At 60.7% G+C, this 15,776-nt stretch carries 15 protein-coding genes; 7 read left to right on the top strand and 8 right to left on the bottom strand.

Going from position 1 to position 15,776, the window contains the following annotated elements:
• Positions 1-901, top strand: a 901-nt coding sequence (locus tag VMA09_05780) for a thioredoxin domain-containing protein (GenBank protein HUA33095.1), incomplete at its 5' end; no start/stop codon positions are given.
• A 115-nt stretch (positions 902-1,016) separates the two neighbouring features.
• Here the strand turns inward: VMA09_05780 and VMA09_05775 are convergent.
• The 4 genes from VMA09_05775 to VMA09_05760 all read right to left on the bottom strand — a co-directional run bounded on the left by VMA09_05775 (position 1,017) and on the right by VMA09_05760 (position 4,933).
• A complete protein-coding gene (locus tag VMA09_05775; GenBank protein HUA33094.1) occupies positions 1,017-1,769 on the bottom strand; it encodes a tetratricopeptide repeat protein in 753 nt (250 codons plus the stop codon).
• Between the two features lie 71 nt (positions 1,770-1,840).
• On the bottom strand, positions 1,841-2,386 hold the full coding sequence (locus tag VMA09_05770; GenBank protein HUA33093.1) for a bifunctional nuclease family protein: 546 nt from the start codon (positions 2,384-2,386) through the stop codon (positions 1,841-1,843).
• Between the two features lie 140 nt (positions 2,387-2,526).
• Positions 2,527-3,939, bottom strand: a complete 1,413-nt coding sequence (locus VMA09_05765) for a VWA domain-containing protein (protein ID HUA33092.1) — start codon at positions 3,937-3,939, stop codon at positions 2,527-2,529.
• Positions 3,940-3,970: 31 nt separating this feature from the next.
• On the bottom strand, positions 3,971-4,933 hold the full coding sequence (locus tag VMA09_05760) for a MoxR family ATPase (protein HUA33091.1): 963 nt from the start codon (positions 4,931-4,933) through the stop codon (positions 3,971-3,973).
• A gap of 188 nt (positions 4,934-5,121) precedes the next feature.
• Here VMA09_05760 and VMA09_05755 point away from each other — a divergent pair, with 188 nt between their 5' ends.
• Entirely contained in the window at positions 5,122-6,285 is a 1,164-nt protein-coding gene (locus VMA09_05755) for a serine hydrolase (GenBank protein ID HUA33090.1), read from the top strand.
• Positions 6,285-6,698 carry a DUF4279 domain-containing protein gene (locus VMA09_05750; GenBank protein HUA33089.1) on the top strand — a complete coding sequence of 138 codons (414 nt, stop codon included), beginning with the start codon at positions 6,285-6,287 and terminating at the stop codon, positions 6,696-6,698. Before VMA09_05755 ends, VMA09_05750 begins: the two co-directional genes overlap by 1 nt.
• Positions 6,699-7,024: 326 nt before the next feature.
• Here VMA09_05750 and VMA09_05745 read toward each other — a convergent pair whose 3' ends face one another.
• A complete protein-coding gene (locus VMA09_05745) occupies positions 7,025-8,260 on the bottom strand; it encodes an acyl-CoA dehydrogenase family protein (protein HUA33088.1) in 1,236 nt (411 codons plus the stop codon).
• A gap of 276 nt (positions 8,261-8,536) precedes the next feature.
• Here VMA09_05745 and VMA09_05740 point away from each other — a divergent pair, with 276 nt between their 5' ends.
• The 4 genes from VMA09_05740 (at position 8,537) to VMA09_05725 (ending at position 13,091) form a co-directional block, all read left to right on the top strand.
• Complete coding sequence (locus tag VMA09_05740; protein HUA33087.1) at positions 8,537-9,100, top strand: HPF/RaiA family ribosome-associated protein; 564 nt, start codon at positions 8,537-8,539, stop codon at positions 9,098-9,100.
• Positions 9,101-9,254: 154 nt separating this feature from the next.
• A complete protein-coding gene (locus tag VMA09_05735) occupies positions 9,255-10,511 on the top strand; it encodes a cytochrome P450 (protein HUA33086.1) in 1,257 nt (418 codons plus the stop codon).
• Positions 10,508-11,137, top strand: coding sequence for a TetR family transcriptional regulator (locus VMA09_05730; GenBank protein ID HUA33085.1), 630 nt, complete (start codon positions 10,508-10,510; stop codon positions 11,135-11,137). The genes VMA09_05735 and VMA09_05730 overlap by 4 nt, the downstream gene beginning before the upstream one ends.
• Before the next feature lie 64 nt (positions 11,138-11,201).
• On the top strand, positions 11,202-13,091 hold the full coding sequence (locus VMA09_05725; protein HUA33084.1) for a KUP/HAK/KT family potassium transporter: 1,890 nt from the start codon (positions 11,202-11,204) through the stop codon (positions 13,089-13,091).
• Between the two features lie 8 nt (positions 13,092-13,099).
• Here VMA09_05725 and VMA09_05720 read toward each other — a convergent pair whose 3' ends face one another.
• From VMA09_05720 to VMA09_05710, 3 genes are all read right to left on the bottom strand, one after another.
• Positions 13,100-13,801 (bottom strand): XRE family transcriptional regulator, encoded by a 702-nt coding sequence (locus tag VMA09_05720; GenBank protein ID HUA33083.1) that lies wholly within the window; start codon positions 13,799-13,801, stop codon positions 13,100-13,102.
• 141 nt (positions 13,802-13,942) lie between these two features.
• Positions 13,943-14,794 carry an MOSC domain-containing protein gene (locus VMA09_05715; GenBank protein HUA33082.1) on the bottom strand — a complete coding sequence of 284 codons (852 nt, stop codon included), beginning with the start codon at positions 14,792-14,794 and terminating at the stop codon, positions 13,943-13,945.
• 40 nt (positions 14,795-14,834) lie between these two features.
• On the bottom strand, positions 14,835-15,776 hold a 942-nt coding region (locus VMA09_05710), incomplete at its 5' end, for an APC family permease (GenBank protein ID HUA33081.1).

The following is a 15,776-nucleotide window of genomic DNA, read 5'->3' as shown; positions in this document are numbered from 1 at the left end:
GTTTTTGATGGTTGGAATCGTTGCGTCCGTTGGGATTGCGGCGGCGCAGATGCCGCCGGAGATGCTGCGGGCGAGCCCGCCGGGTGCTATCGCCACCACGCCCAGCCAGGATGCGACGCTGATCGATTTTCTTAAGAAACGCTTTAAGATTGGCGAAGGCGCCAAGATCAGCCTCAGCCCCATGGTCCCGGCCGGTATCGACGACCTCTACGCCCGCCAGGTCATGATCACCAACGACAAAGGTCAGACCGGCTCCAGCCTGCTCTTCCTCAACAAGGAGCAGACCAAGGCGATTATCGCCGAGGGCGTGCTCGACCTCACCAAGGATCCGTGGGACCGCCAGGACATGAGCAAGGTGCATCTCGACGATCACGGCACGATGGGACCGGCCAACGCGCCGGTAACGATCGTCGAGTTCGCCGACTTCGAGTGCCCCTACTGCGCGCATGCGTTCAGCGTGATGGAGACGCTGGTCAACACGGACTACAAGGGCAAGATCAAGCTCATCTACAAGAACTACCCGCTGAACGTGCATCCGTGGGCGATCAAGGCGGCGCAGGCTGCCGAGTGCGCGCGGCTGCAGAACCCGGAGGCGTTCTGGGGCTTCGCGCGGTACTTCTACGAGAACCAGGGATCGATCAATCCCGGCAACGTCAACGACCATATCAGCAAGATCGCGCACAAGCTCAAGCTCGATGACTCCGCGATCAACGCCTGCATGACAACGGCGGGCGCGGCGCGCGTGACACAGGATCGGGCCGATGGCGAGGCGCTGCACGTCAACTCAACGCCGACATTCTTTGTGAATGGGATCCCGGTGGTTGGGCTGCCCGACAACAAGTCGATGCAGTACGTGATCAACAACGAGTTGAAGGGATCCGGCGCGCAGGCGGCGCGGTAGTCGAGAAGAAGAGCGAAAGTACTCTAGATGGCAGCCAACAATCAAAATGACGGAAAAGCCATTTTTTCACCGACTCTCAGGATGACGGAGTGGCAGTGATTGGGATGACTGGATGTTAGTGCGGGGTGGCGGTGAAGGCGCCGGATTTGATCGATGTCGCAGGGATGGTTGAGGCTGATGATGCCGACGCGGTGTCCGTCGCGCCGAGTTCTGCCAGCGATTCCTGGACGTCCTGGCGTTGCTGGGCGTATGGATGCGCAGCGAGGAAGCCTCGGTAGGCGGCGATCGCGCCCTGCTTATCGCCGGCTTTCGCCAGCACTCGCGCGACGCTGATCTCGGCGCGCATCTGCTCGGGTCCGGGAACGCTGGCGGCCTGGCCGTAGGCGCTCGCGGCCTTTTTGTAATCGCCCATTCGCTCGTAGATGACGCCGAGATTGGTCAGCGCGAGGTTCATGTAGAGCGGATCGTGATCCTCGCTGACGAACTGGGCGAACGTGTCACGCGCTTGTGGCAGATTGTTATCTTCGAGGTAGGCGTTGGCGAGATAGAAGCGCGCGAGCTTGCCGAGCTGGCGGCCCGGCTCCTGGTCGGCGAGCTTGGAGAAGCCCGCCTCGGCATCCTTGTAGTTCTTCGACTTGAGCCGATCGAGGGCGGTGTAGAATTGCTCGCCGGCGACGGCGTCGCGATGCGCCTCGTAGTAATAAACCCCGAGCGCGATCGCGCCGACGGCGGCCACCACGCCGAGCGAAACCAGCACCTGCTGGAGATTTTCCACGACGAAGGTGCCGATATTGTCGAGCAGCGACTCGAACTCGTCGGGCTGCTTCAGTTCCTTGCGGGTGAGTTTATGTTGACTGGATGACGGCATCCGTTGATCACTCTCGACGGGCGCCGCCCGTTAGGACAGGTATCGAAGGCAGGACCGGCGCCCCGCTCTCCTTACATTTTGTATTTGAAATCTTCCGGCGACATCCGCTCGAGAATCTCGGACCATTTGTCGCGCGATACGCCGGCCAGGTTCTGATCGTTAGCGCCGCCGCCATCGGTCGCCTCGCCCTGCGACTCGTGCAACTCGCTGGAATCTTCAAGGACCTTCTTGGCGACGTAAATGGGTGACTTGGTGCGCAGCGCGAGCGCGATCGCGTCGGAGGGACGCGAATCGATCTCGAGCGCCCTGCCCTCGCGCGTCTTCATATTGATCCGCGCGTAGTAAGTATTGTCGCGCAGCTCGGTGATTTCGGCGGACTCCACCGTCGCGCCAAATTCGGACAACAGGTTGCGCAGCAGATCGTGAGTCATCGGGCGCTGAGGCTTGATACCCTCGAGCTCGGTCGCCATCGCAGTCGCTTCGAGGGGGCCGATCCAGATGGGAAGATTGAGCTTGTTGTCGGGGTCTTTCAGCACGACGATCGGCATCTTGGTGGAAGGGTCGAGTGTGATCCCACCGACCATCATCAGAATGAAATCTTCCCTATGACCGGCCATAAAGTGGCTCGCTTTTGAATGTCCTTCGACGGCGCGACGCGTCGTGCTTATCGGCCGTGCTGCCTTCGGTAAATTAATCTTGGACCAAAGCCGTCCAATGGTCAACCTGATGAACCGATCGAGCGCCTGTCGCAGCGCTCTTAGCTTGCGACCAAGCGATCCACCACGCGGTACAACTGGTTGAGATTGCGGCACTCTTCTACCAAATCACAATGAACGGCGTAGCGATCCATCTCGCTGTCGCCGAAGCCCCAGGTATTGCGGCTCTCGGGATTGAGCCAGATGACGCGCTTGGCGCGCTGCTTGATTTCACGCAGGCACCAGTCGTGCGGCAGATTGTAGTTGTTGCGCGCGTCGCCCAGCACGATCACCGTCGTGCGCTTGTTGATCGCTCCAATATGATCCGAAACGAAACTGCGAAATGCGTAACCGAAATTCGAATGCGCGTACACGTTGATGATATCGCCCTTGAGCGCGACATCCAACGCATCTTTTACATCGTTGTTGCGGAAGTGATCGGTGACCTCGCCGATATCCGCGACGAAGATATAACTGCGCACGCGCGAGTAGAGATCCTGCAGCGAGTACACGAACTGCAGCATGAAGCGCGAAGCGTTGCGCACCGAATCCGACACGTCGCACAGGATGACGACCTGCGGCTTCTCTTTCTTGCGCCGCTCGAAGCGCAGCTTGAACGGCACGCCGCCGGTTTGGAGATTGCTGCGCAGCGTGCGCTTGATATCGAAGCGGCCCTTCTTGGCGCGCTTGCGGCGCACGGTGATGACGTTCTTCAGGCGCTGGGCGAGGCGCAGCACCGCCTCGTTCATTTTGCGCAGCTCTTCCTCGGTCAGATAGTAGAAGCTCTTCTCGCCGATCTGGCTCTGGCGCGGATCGTCTTTCTGCTTGATGTCGCGCTTCTCGCGCTCCATCCGCACGTAGCGGCGGATGATGTCCTCGAGCGCTTTCAGCCGCCGCTCGAGATACTCTTCCATCTTCGCCTTGAGCGCGGAGCCCATGTCCATCTTCTCGAGCTGCTCGCGCAGCTCTTTGATCTCGGCTTCGATCTTGTCGAGACCGAGCTGACGGGCGAGCGCGCGGGCGAAATAATTCTCCTCGATGGTGCGCTCGATCCCCTGGAGCTTGACCGCGCGCGCCGCTTCCTGGAGCGCCTTTTCGATCGCGCCGGAATTATTCTCCAGGAGCTGCTTGGCGAGCTCGGAAAGATTCTTGCCCTCTTTCTTCAGCATCTCCTCGATGTCTTCGAGGAACTTCTGAAATTCCTTGTCGGACATCGAGAGCGCATTCTGCACGGCCTGGCTCGCCTGCTTGATGATCTCGCCAAGGCCGGAGAAATAGACGTCGAACAGCTCTTCGAAAACGGGCAGCTCGCTCGCGCGCTTGATCATCGTCGAGCGCAGCGCGGAGCGAAAAATATCGCGCTCTCCGAGTCCGGTGACTTCCGATGCGCCGAAGGCGTCGAGCGTCTCGGCGAGCGATACACGCACGCCGTTTTCACGGAGTAAATTTGCGAATTCGACCAGTTTTTCCTGCATGCGGCCTCCGCGTCCTCGGATCGCGTGTGCCCTAGTTCAGCAAATCCTTGTCGCTGCCGGTCTCGGTGCCGCCGCGTCGCGCGCGCACCCGCCGGACGTAATCCTTGAGCTCTTCCTGCGCTTTGCGCACGTCGCCTTCGTACTTGACGATCGTGTCGAGCGTCTCGTTCACCAGCTCCTGATCGAGATTCTGCACGTTGAGCAGCGTGAGCGCCTTTACCCAATCGAGCGTCTCGCTGATGCCGGGCGTCTTCTTGAGATCGAGCTTGCGCAGCGACTGCACGACGGTGACAACTTCATCGGCCAGCTTCTGCGCGGCTTCGGGCACCTTGAGCTTGATGATCGCGAGTTCCTGGGCGCGATCGGGGAAGTCGATATATAGATGAAGGCATCGGCGCTTGAGCGCGTCGGACATCTCGCGCGCGTTGTTCGAGGTGAGGATGACGAGCGGCAGATGCTTGGCCTTGAGGGTTCCGAGCTCAGGCACGGTGACCTGGAAATCCGACAACAGCTCGAGCAGGAAGGCCTCGAACTCGGCGTCGGCCTTGTCGATCTCGTCGATCAGAAGCACGCTCTGCTTCTCGCTCGAGATCGCCTTGAGCAGCGGACGCGGCAGCACGAAGCGCTCCGAGAAGAAGACTTCGTCTTCGCGCGCGATCCGATCGACCGCCTCTTTCATGCCCTTGGCGCCTTCCAGCACCTCGCCAATTTTATCTTTCAGGATCTGAGTATAGAGAAGCTGCTTGGCATACTCCCATTCGTAGAGCGCCTTGCCTTCGTCGAGGCCCTCGTAGCACTGGAGCCGGATCATATCGAGACCCAGCGATGCGGCGAGCACCTTGGCGAGATCGGTTTTGCCAACTCCGGCCGGACCTTCAACGAGGATCGGCTTCTTCATCGCGCTTGCGAGATAGACAACGGTCGCAATGCGGCGGCTGGCGATATAGTTGTTCTGCGCAAAGCGCTCGATTACGTCCTCGATCGATGAAAACACTCAATCCTCCTCGGCCGCCGCGGCCTGAATTCAAGCCACCGCGTGAAGACAATCAAATATCATGCACAGGCAAGGGGAGGAAACCGAATCGGCTTACCTTACGAGTGTTCGATTGAGAGCCGCCACGCCATCGCTTGCATTGCGGTCGCCGCACTTGCTTGTCTAACGGGGTTTCGAGGAGGACTGCGATGCAGGGAGCGCCGCCACCGAATCCGCCCGCGATTGTCGAGCAGATGGTCAAGCCGTACATGGAGCGGACCGACACGCACGGCGTCGCCATTGCCGTGTATGTCAAAGGAAAAGAGTACCTGCTGACTTATGGCGACGACGGCAACGATCCGCCGAACAAGGTCACGCCGGATTTGGTCTTCGGCATCGGTTCGGTGACCAAGACGATGACGGCGGCGATGCTCGCGTACCAGACGATTGGCGAAGGCGGCAAGCCTCCTCTCAAGAACATCAATGCGTGCGTCTGCGACTATCTGCCGTCGGACGTGAAGGAGTACGGCCGCGGGATCAGGAAGGTGACGCTGCTCGAGCTCGCGACGCATACATCGTCGTTCCCAAGCCGAATCCCGGGCCATCCCGGAACCGAGCTCTATGCCGGCAAGCCGCCCTCGCCCGATCTAATCAAGTGGTGGGAAGACTTTCTCAAGCCCCCCTACCCGCCCGAGATTCTCTACTCGAACGTCGGTTATGTGACGCTCGGCTATGCGCTCGAAGGGCCGGACAGCAAGCCGACCTTTCCGGAGCTTCTGAGGGAGGACATCACGGGCCCACTTGCGATGACGCATACGTTCACGCAGATCCCGAGCGGAGTCCCCCTTGCCCAGGGATTCGTGCGCAAAACCGCTGTCGACATGGATGAAACTGACATCAAGTCGAGCGGACATGACATGCTGATATGGCTCAAGGCGAATATCGGTGTGCTCGACAAAACGATCCCGCCGCATCTGGCCGAGGCGCTGCGCGTCACCCACCGCATCTGGTTCATGACCGATCCCGATCAGCGCTTCAACATGGGTCTCGGATGGGAGGTCTTCAGCAAGGATCCGGATGTCCCGGTGATCGTGTCGAAGAACGGCGCCTCGATGCGCGGGGGGTTCTCGGCATGGATCGGCTTCATGCCGGAAGAAAAAGTCGGCGTCGCGATCCTGACCAACGAATTCAACCAGGGCCGCGACGCCGAACTCGGCGTAGTCGACGATACCGGCGTGCCAACTCCGATCAATCCGACTGCTCTGGGCCGCCAGCTATTGATGCAACTCGACGGCGTTCCGGCGGCTCCGGCCAAGCCAAAAACAAAAACATTCGGCGAGCGCCTAAGATCGCTGTTCGATACTGAAGATTGATGCGCAGGGAGCTGCTGGTCTCGCTGGATATCCTCAGCGCTTCGATGTCGCTTGCCGAATTGTCGGCAGCATTAAGGTACGAACCATCAGCCGCGAGCTCCCACGACAAAGGTTCGCCGCGTAAGACACCCAGAGGCGATGAAAAGTGGCAGGAAACGACTTGGCGCTTGGACTCCGACGAGCCGAAGAACAATCCGGTCGAGGTTCATATCGCACGGCTCGCGAAGCTATTGCCTCCCGAGGACCTGGTCGCGGTCCTGCCGAGCGAGTGCAAAGTTGTAATCACCGCTGGTGTCATGCACGACGCTTACGCGCCGACGCTCGACGTTCCGTCGGCGAGCATCGAGATCATCAATGCGTACAGAGCCGAGCTGGAATTGAGCTTCTATCCAACCGACTTCGGCAAAGAGTGATCCTCCAACCTGCCGGTCAGATCGCGATCACGTGTCGCGTTCGCGGTTTTCTTCGACTGGGCAGATGCGATGCCTTGCCATCCATTCCACGTCTTTCCAAACGCCTCGGCAGTTGCGCGCCGTGATTGCGCCGCCGCAATCGCTACAGGTCGGCAGGCATCGCTCGTGATAGAGGTAACCGCGCTGGTCGAAGTAGCTATCCGAGGAGGCGACCGCGCCTTTACAAATGGAACATCCCGATCGCATATGGCGATCGTAGCAATCGCGCAGAATCGGCGCGTTGCGCCAAAGTTAAAGTATTTCGATTGCGAACGACGTGTGGCTTCCTATAAGGCGGTGTCGCCTTTCAGCAGACGCTGCACGACCGTGCGATTTAGGATCTCGTTAGTACCGTCGGCGACGTTGACAATCCTGAGCGCATGCCACGCATGATGGAACCCGAGTTCGTTGGTGAAGCCGATCGCGCCGTGCGTCTGTATTGCGCGATCGACGGCGCGAAATCCGGCCTGCACCGAATACGCCTTCGTCATCGAGAGTTCCTTCACCGCCTGCTCTCCCCTGTCGAGCAAGGTCGCGGCGTTGAGGCCCATCAGATGCGCCGCGTGCAGTTCCATCGCGGTCTCGGCGAGCGGGAACGTTACGCCCTGGTATTCCGCGATCGGTTTTCCGAACGCGTTGCGGACTTTTGAGTAGTCGAGCGCGCGCTCGAGTGCCCATCTGCCGTATCCGACCGCACGCGCCGAGTTGTAGATGCGACCCAGCGAGACGCCGTAAAGCGCCGCATCGAAGCCGCGGTTGAGCTCGCCTACGAGTTGCCACGGTTCCACGAAAACATCGTCGAGACTCACCTCGCCTTCGTCACCGCCGATGTGCCCGAACAGTTGGATGACGCGCGGCACTTCGAAGCCCGGCGACGACGTCGGAATAAGGAAGGCAGAGATTCCACCTTTGCGCGCCGCGGCGCGGGCCGCATCGGTAATCGCGAATACGATGCAGTAGTCGGCGATCGGCGCGTTGGTCGTCCAGATTTTGCGGCCCGAGATGCGCCAGCCGTCGCCGTCGGGCGTGGCGTGCGTGGTGAGCGCAGCGGCATCGGAACCCGCACCTGGTTCCGATAGTCCGAAGCACATCGAGGCTTCACCCGCCATCATCGGCGCGAGGATTCGCTCGCGAGCCTGCGGCGTGACCTGCTCCAGCAAGCGGCTCGGGCCGAAGGCCCAATGGCTGATGACGTATAGCATTAGCCAGTTCTGCGGACCGCAAGTACGAAACAACTCTTCCCATCCCACGTAGTAGGCGAGATGACCGAGGCCGCCGCCGCCCAGGTGTTCCGGGACGCACATGCCATAGAAGCCGGCCTTGGCGGCCAGCTGGCGGACTTCGCGGATGAGCGCGATCGCCTCGTCGGAGTAGCGGCCATCGTCGCGATAAAGGACGCGCGGATTTTCGAGCAGCGCGCGATGCTTCTCATGGCGGGGCAGAATTTCCGCCTGTGCGAATGCGCTCAGGCCGTCGCGCGCGACGCGGACTTCCTCGGGAAGATCGAATGCGATTGCTGACATAGTCAGTGTCTCCGATTCCTAATCAAATCATCGATAGCACATGCCGGGCTCGACTCGTATTTGCGCCACTACACGAAGTGGTCAAAATGGCTCCGCATCACCGCAGTGATGGTGCGAACGGATACACCTCCCTCCGGTGATCGGCGTCTCTGCGCAAGGAAAAGCGACCCTGGATGGGCTGTCTGCGATCTCTACGGCTTGGCAAATTAATTGCTCTCATAGCTAAGCAGAGGCGCTCGACGATACGAGCAAACCACCTTGAAAGAGAGGCTTGCGATGCAACGACCGCTGAAAATAACGTCCCGCGATTTCACTCTTTCTCCCGGCATCGAGGAGGAGATCCGCGACAAGGTCGCCGCGCTCGAGCATTTCTACGGCCGGATTACCGGATGCGAAGTCGTCGTCGAAGGCGGCGTCCATCATCATCGCCACGGCGGCCCGTTCCGTGTGCGGATACATTTGACGGTTCCCGGCGGCGATATCACGATCAACAGGCAGGCCGAAGACGACCTCGCAGTCGCGGTGCGCGAGTCTTTCGCCGCCGCGCGGCGCCGCATTGAAGATCATATTCGTGAGCTGCGCGGCGACACGAAGACCCACGAAGAGGCCCCGGAGGGTATCGTCAAAAAGCTGTTCGCGAGCGAGGGCTACGGATTTCTTCTCACGCCCGAAGGCGACGAGATCTATTTCCATCGCAACAGTGTGCTGCATCCTGGATTCGATCAACTCGTCGTCGGCTGCATCGTTCGATTCAACCAGGAGTTGGGAGAAAACGGCCCGCAGGCGAGCACGGTGGCGATGCTGAATCCGCATCGCGAGCGCCGACGCGCCGCAGAGTAAGATCGCAATACGATCGAAACACGTTCTGATCGCCAAAGGCGTCGGAGCTGACTTTCTCCGGCGCCTTTGCCATTCCGGTTGTCGAGCGAAACGTTGACTCAACGCCTGTAATACTTGCAAAGTAGAACGCATTCTACTTTGAGGAGAGCAGGCCGTGGATCTGAAAGAAATCGATCTGCTGGATATCGATCGCTTCACCGACCGCGTACCCCACGAATGGTTCACCTACCTGCGCCACAACGCGCCCATCTACCGTCATCCCGAGCCTGACAACGGACCGGGCTTCTGGGTCGTCACGCGCTATGCCGACGTGATCGAGGTCGGGCGCGACGGCGCCACCTACTCTTCCGAGCAATCGCGCGGCGGCGTGGTCGCACTCGACGACGTGTCGGCCTCGCAGCAGCTCTCCAACGAGGGCCGCATGATGCTGACGATGGACGCGCCGGATCACACGCGCTACCGCTCGCTGGTCAACCGCGGCTTTACACCGCGGATGATCGCGAAGCTCAAGCCGCATCTGCAGGAAATGGTCACGACCATCGTCGATCGCGCGCTCGCCAAGGGCGAACTTGATTTTGTCCTTGAAGTCGCGGCCGAGCTGCCTCTTCAAGTGATAGCCGAGATTCTCGGCGTTCCATTTTCGGACCGGCACAAGGTCTTCGAATGGAGCAACAAGATGATCGGCAGCAAGGATCCCGAATACTCAGTCAGCGACGACCAGGCGCGCGGCGCCGCGATCGAGATGTTCATGTATTCGCAGGAGCTCGCCAAGCAGCGCCTGGCGCATCCGCAGGATGACATCGTGACAACGCTGCTCAACTCCGACGTTGACGGCGATCAGCTGTCGGAAATGGACTTCAACCTTTTCTTTCTGTTGCTGGCCGTCGCCGGCAACGAGACCACGCGCAACGCCCTCTCCCACGGCGTGCTGACGATGATCGAGCATCCCGATCAGTACCGGCTGCTGAGACAGAATCCGGAGCTGGTGCCGCCGGCGATCGAGGAAATCCTGCGCTGGGCGTCGCCGGTGATGTACTTCCGGCGCAATATTACGCGCGACACGACGCTCGGCGGGCAGGCGCTCAAGGCGGGCGAGAAGATCAGCATCTGGTATATCTCGGCCAACCGCGACGAAAGCGTCTTCAAGGATCCATTTAAGTTCGATATCACACGCTCGCCCAACGAACACGTTGCGTTCGGCGGCGGCGGTCCGCATTTCTGTCTCGGCGCGAGTCTGGCGCGGCTCGAAATGAATTTGCTCTTCGACGAACTCGTGAAGCGTGTCGATACGATCGAGCTCGCGGGCGATGTGAAGCGGCTGCGCTCGAACTTTATCAACGGCATCAAGCATCTGCCGGTGCGCATGAAAGGTGGCGCCGCGGGCTCGCGCGGAGTTAGCGCGTCCGCATGATCAGAAAATCCGCGCGCTCGGTCGCGGCGAGTTGGCCTGTCTCAGACCCTGCCGATAACGAGCGGCTGAGCGCGCGCCAGCTCGCGCGGCGCAAACGAATCGTCGCGGCGGCGATGGATCTCGCGGCTCGTGGTGGATACGACGCCGTGCAGATGCGCGACGTAGCGAATCACGCGAGGGTCGCGCTAGGCACGCTCTATCGCTACTTTTCCTCGAAAGATCACCTGCTCGCGTGGACCTGGATCGACTGGTCGCAGGACCTGCAGGAGCATCTGGTGCGCAATCCGCCGCGGGGCGCGAAGCCTGCCGAGCGCATCATGGATTTCATCGAACGCGCAACGCAGGCGCTCGAGCGCGAGCCGAAGCTGGCCAGCGCCCTGCTCAAGTCCCTGCTCTCTCCCGATCTCAAGGCTGAAGGTCCGCGGCGCGAGCTCTTCGCCGTGATGCGCCGTGTTATCGACAAGGAGCTAGCGAACCTGAGCGAGCGCGATCGCGCGGGCATCTACGAAATCCTCGGTCACGTCTGGTACGCGAACCTGCTGATGTGGGTAAGCGGTCGCAGCGAATCCGTCCAGGTGCGCGAGAATCTCGCCACCGCTTGCCGCCTGCTAATCGCGAATCACTGACGAGCCCCAAGCAGCTGCTGATCCGGTTGACGCTGGTGTCCGATGCTGCTGGATTGACGCACGCATGGATGCGCGCGAACAGACCGGCAGTTTTCCCGTCGAGCATCCCAAGACGCCGCTGGTGCTGGTCGCGACGCTTGGGATCGTGTTTGGCGATCTCGGCACCAGCCCGCTGTATGCAATGCAGACGATCGTCGATGATTTCGGCGGCAAGTTCACGTCCGAGAGCGCGGTCGGCATCCTGTCGCTGCTCTTCTGGTCGCTCATCATTACGATCTCGATCAAGTACTGCGTCTTCGTGATGCGCGCCGACAATAACGGCGAAGGCGGCATCCTCGCTCTCATGTCGTCCATCGACACGGACTGGCACGGACGCGGCCGCGCGCTGATCGTGATGGGGCTCTTCGGCGCGGCGCTGATCTACGGCGATGGAGTCATCACGCCATCGATCTCGGTGCTGAGTGCGCTCGAAGGCCTGGACGTCGCGACCGATGTTTTCAAGCCGCATATCGTGCTGATGGCGAGCGCAATCCTGCTCCTACTGTTTCTCATACAGAGCCGCGGCACTGCCAGTATCGGCAGGTTCTTCGGGCCAGTGATGCTGGTATGGTTTGCGATGCTCGCGATCTTGGGTGTGCGCGGAATCGCGATGCACCCGAGTGTGCTTGCCGCCGTCAGTCCGCATTATGCGCTCGAACTGCTGGCGCAACTCCGATGGCGCGGCTTTGTCATTCTTGGCGGCGTGTTCCTGGCGATCACCGGCGGCGAGGCGCTTTACGCCGACATGGGCCATTTCGGCGCCGGTCCAATTCGAGCGGGATGGTACTGCGTCGTACTGCCCGCGCTATTGCTCAACTACGCGGGCCAGACGGCGCTCGTTGTCGCTTATCCCGCGACGCCGGTTAATCCATTTTTCGAGCTGGCGCCGCGGTGGTCTATCTATCCCCTCGTCGCGATCGCAACCGCGGCGACAATTATCGCGAGCCAGGCAATCATCACAGGTTCGTTTTCGCTGACGCGCCAGGCGATGCAACTCGGGTGGCTGCCTGGCGTGCGCATCAAGCAGACCTCCGCCGATGAGTACGGACAAATCTACGTGCCGCTGGTGAACTGGATGATGATGCTGGCGACGGTGGCGCTCACCGTCACCTTCCGCACCTCGGAAAACCTCGCCGGTGCTTACGGCACAGCAGTATCGACCACGATGCTGCTGACTACAATGCTGCTGTACAACGTAATGCGCGGCCGTTGGGGATGGCCGCCCTACCTTGCACTGCTGATCTGCGGACTGCTGCTGATCGTCGATTTGGGGTTCTTCTCTGCGAACCTGCTCAAGATCGATCGCGGCGGATGGATCCCGCTCACTCTTGGCGCACTAATTTTCGTCGCAATGACGACGTGGCGTGCCGGAATCGAAGCCGTGCACGCGCGCTACGCGTTGAACGAGGAAGCGAGTGAGCATTTTCTCGAGCGGATACGCGCGCGGCAGATCCCGCGTGTTCCCGGTGTTGCGATTTTCCTGACCCGTGCCCGCGCTGGAATTCCCGCGGTGATGATCCAGTACTTTGCGATCTTCGGCGCGCTACGCGAACAGAACGTTGCGCTGACGGTTCAGTTCGAAAATTACCCGCACTGCGCGCATGCGGATCGCTTGAGCGTCACCCCGATTGCAGAGGGACTTTGGCACATCACGATGCACTATGGATTCAACGAAGTGCCAAACATTCCGATGTCGCTGCGTGCGGCGCCCGATCACGGCTGTCCCGTCGATTTTACCAAGGCGGTTTACTTCGCCGAGCGTGACGAAGCAACGCGCGGCAAACATCATCCACGGCTATGGAAATGGCAGGTGATGCTCTTTGACTTCATGTTTCGCAATTCGGTGCGACCGGTGGATCTCTTCACCGTGCCGGCGGCGAGCTTCGTCGAGATTGGCCGCACGATCGAGATTTGAGTTCGCCACTAGGCGCGAGGAGCTTCTTCGTGCGCGTCGTCGAGCGATGAGCAGATCGCGATCGTCGTCAGCAACTCCTGTTTGACGCGACGATCGCTGGCTTTACGCCGCGATTGCGTGTGAGTCGTGCCGCCCGCGCCGTCGCCTTTGCCGCGATTCGGAACGTACGCGACGAGCAGCACCTCGGCATCGGTCTCGCCGCTCGCGTTGAGTCTATGCGGAAGATGAGCGTCGAAATGGGCGGCATCGCCGGGCAATAAGGCGTGACTTTCGTTGTCGAACACAAGATTCAACTTGCCCGAAAGCACATAGAGAAGTTCTTCGCCCTCGTGCTGCGAGAGTTTGGTCTGGCGCCGGCGGCGCGGTACGGTGACATGCACGGCGCTCAGGTTCTGAAGCGCGCCGCCGCTCGAGATTGCGCGATAGCGGAGCCCGTTGCCGCGTTGGATATTGGCCTTACTGCCGCGAATGACAACCGGCGACGACTGTTGATGCGCGCCCGTATCGACCAGCGATTGCAGCGGAGTCTCATAAACACGTGCGAGCGTCAGCAGCGCGCCGAGTGAGGGCTGACGCACACCGCTTTCGAGCCGCGACAAATACGGCTTCGATAAGCCGCTGCGGTTGGCGAGCTCCGCCAGCGTCCATCCGCGCCCGCTGCGCAGACGGCCGAGGCGCTCGCCCAACTCGGATGCGGCGGAGTCAATCATGCGTGAAACAGTCCTCGGCATGCACGCGTGTTAGCATCGTATTGCCTCCTTGGCAACCCTAAAGGTGTTTTTTTGACTAACGGGCGGACGGCTGCGCGCCGGAGGAAAGATGCGCAACCGTCCGCCGCCTTGCGCGCGCGCTTAGACGCGGACCACGTCGGAATGGCGCACCGTGCCGCCCTTCACCACCGTCGCGTAAACTCCGACGCGTCCCTGATTGTGCTGCACCGCGGTTTTGAGCACGCTCAAGTCGCGCGGCAGCCCGCCCTGGGCCAGCGTCGTCATTACGCAGCGGCCAGTATCGCCCGTTATCTTCAGCTCGACCTCGGGACCGATCGCGATCGTGCGACCGACCCAAGTGTTCTCGATGAACCAGGCTTCGGTTGAGCCGGTGGAGATCAGGATGTTCGGGCGAAAGCGTGCGGAATCAAACTGTCCGCCGGGATACAGTTCGGCGAGCTTGGTTAGCGTCGCGGTCGTCACGATATGAACGGGAGCGCAGTCGAAGAAGGTCTGCGCGGGCATCGCTTCGTCGGTCACCATATCGCGATGGGCCAGGTCGTCCATGTCGGGCCAGTACTCCTCGAGCGTCACCTTTTCGGCGGCGCCGCATTTCAGCGCAACTTCGCGCGCGAGCGCGCTGGCGAGGAGCTTTGTGACTTCGAGGGAATCGCTGCGAATCGAGGCGCCATCCGGAAGCGTGATCGTGACTGGCGGAATCGCAGTCTCTGGCCGCGGCGGCGCGCAATAGCTTGCTTTGAAGCCGAACAACGTCGGCCATTTGCGCGGATTCTTGGCGCTCGCGACCTTACCGGTCGCGCAGTCGATCACGGCGTAGGCGCGATCTCCCAGCAGCCCGCTGCCGTTGAGATAGGCCGCTTCGAGCTCCTCACCCATCATCGATTTCACCGGATACCGCCGCAGCGAAATCACCGAACCGACCGGCGCCAACTCCGCGCCGGCACCCTGCCCGATTGTCTGTTGAATACTCATTTCGATAGCACCTGTATGCGTTCAGGGTTGCGCAGCGCGCTCACGCCATCGCGTGACTTTCGGTTTTTTCCATTGCCGGCGGATGGCTCATATCGAGCTCAGCGGGAATCACCTCATGCTCCGCAGTGACGCGGCGCCTGACGGTGCTCGCGAACTCGGGCCGCGTACGCAGAATCATGAACCATACGAGTCCGATCGCCAGGTAGCCGAGGAAGATGTACGGGAAGATGTTCACCGGCCACGACGGCACCGGGTACACGCTGCCGACGGCAGGAACCATCAGGAGTATCACCGCTGCGGCCGACAGTCCGATTTCCTTGCCACCGAGCTGGCCGCGCTGCTTCAGATACATCGGCGCCGCGATCGAGATCAGGAAATACGCGCCGAGAAATCCGAACGCGCCGAAGGTGCCGGCGTCGTTGAAGGCGTCAAGGATCGCGAGGCCAAACACCGTCGTCAGCAGCACCGGGACCAGGAAGATGAGCCCGGCCATCACCGTGACTGCGACGTGAGGAGTCTCGTTGGTGTCGTGCACGGTGCCGACTTTCGAGTGGAAGACGCCCAGCTTCCCCATCGGATACATGATGCGGGCACCGGAGTTGAGACACGACAGTGCGAGCGAGAAGAAGCTGATCATCGCACCCGCGGAAATCGGGGCCTTGAGCCAAGGCACGCTCATCAACTCGGCCAGCACGTTGAGGGGTGCGTCAATCTTGTCGAGCGTGGTTTTATAACCGATGAATCCGATGACCTCGGTATACGAGACGAATACGAAGAACACTCCCGTCAGGATGAGGCTGAAGATGACTGCGCGGGGAATCGTGCGCAGCGGCTCCTTGGCCTCTTCGCCAAACGCCGTCGCGCATTCGAAGCCGACGAGGCTGAAGATCGCGGTTACGACGCCGAGGCTGATTCCGGAGAACGATGCGCCCTGGATCTTGAGCTGGGCCGGGTCGAAGATCGACTTCTGTCCGAAGAGCAC

Source organism: Candidatus Binataceae bacterium, assembly GCA_035508495.1.
Taxonomy (GTDB): Bacteria; Desulfobacterota; Binatia; order Binatales; family Binataceae; genus JASHPB01.
The sequence above is the reverse complement of the archived record's forward strand: the minus strand, read 5'-3'. Positions and strand labels throughout refer to the sequence as shown.

Coding starts and splice junctions, on each gene's coding strand:
- VMA09_05775 (HUA33094.1), bottom strand. CDS start 1,769: ATGCCGTCATCCAGTCAACATAAACTCACCCGCAAGGAACTGAAGCAG.
- VMA09_05770 (HUA33093.1), bottom strand. CDS start 2,386: ATGGCCGGTCATAGGGAAGATTTCATTCTGATGATGGTCGGTGGGATC.
- VMA09_05765 (HUA33092.1), bottom strand. CDS start 3,939: ATGCAGGAAAAACTGGTCGAATTCGCAAATTTACTCCGTGAAAACGGC.
- VMA09_05755 (HUA33090.1), top strand. CDS start 5,122: ATGCAGGGAGCGCCGCCACCGAATCCGCCCGCGATTGTCGAGCAGATG.
- VMA09_05750 (HUA33089.1), top strand. CDS start 6,285: ATGCGCAGGGAGCTGCTGGTCTCGCTGGATATCCTCAGCGCTTCGATG.
- VMA09_05745 (HUA33088.1), bottom strand. CDS start 8,260: ATGTCAGCAATCGCATTCGATCTTCCCGAGGAAGTCCGCGTCGCGCGC.
- VMA09_05740 (HUA33087.1), top strand. CDS start 8,537: ATGCAACGACCGCTGAAAATAACGTCCCGCGATTTCACTCTTTCTCCC.
- VMA09_05730 (HUA33085.1), top strand. CDS start 10,508: ATGATCAGAAAATCCGCGCGCTCGGTCGCGGCGAGTTGGCCTGTCTCA.
- VMA09_05725 (HUA33084.1), top strand. CDS start 11,202: ATGGATGCGCGCGAACAGACCGGCAGTTTTCCCGTCGAGCATCCCAAG.
- VMA09_05720 (HUA33083.1), bottom strand. CDS start 13,801: ATGATTGACTCCGCCGCATCCGAGTTGGGCGAGCGCCTCGGCCGTCTG.
- VMA09_05715 (HUA33082.1), bottom strand. CDS start 14,794: ATGAGTATTCAACAGACAATCGGGCAGGGTGCCGGCGCGGAGTTGGCG.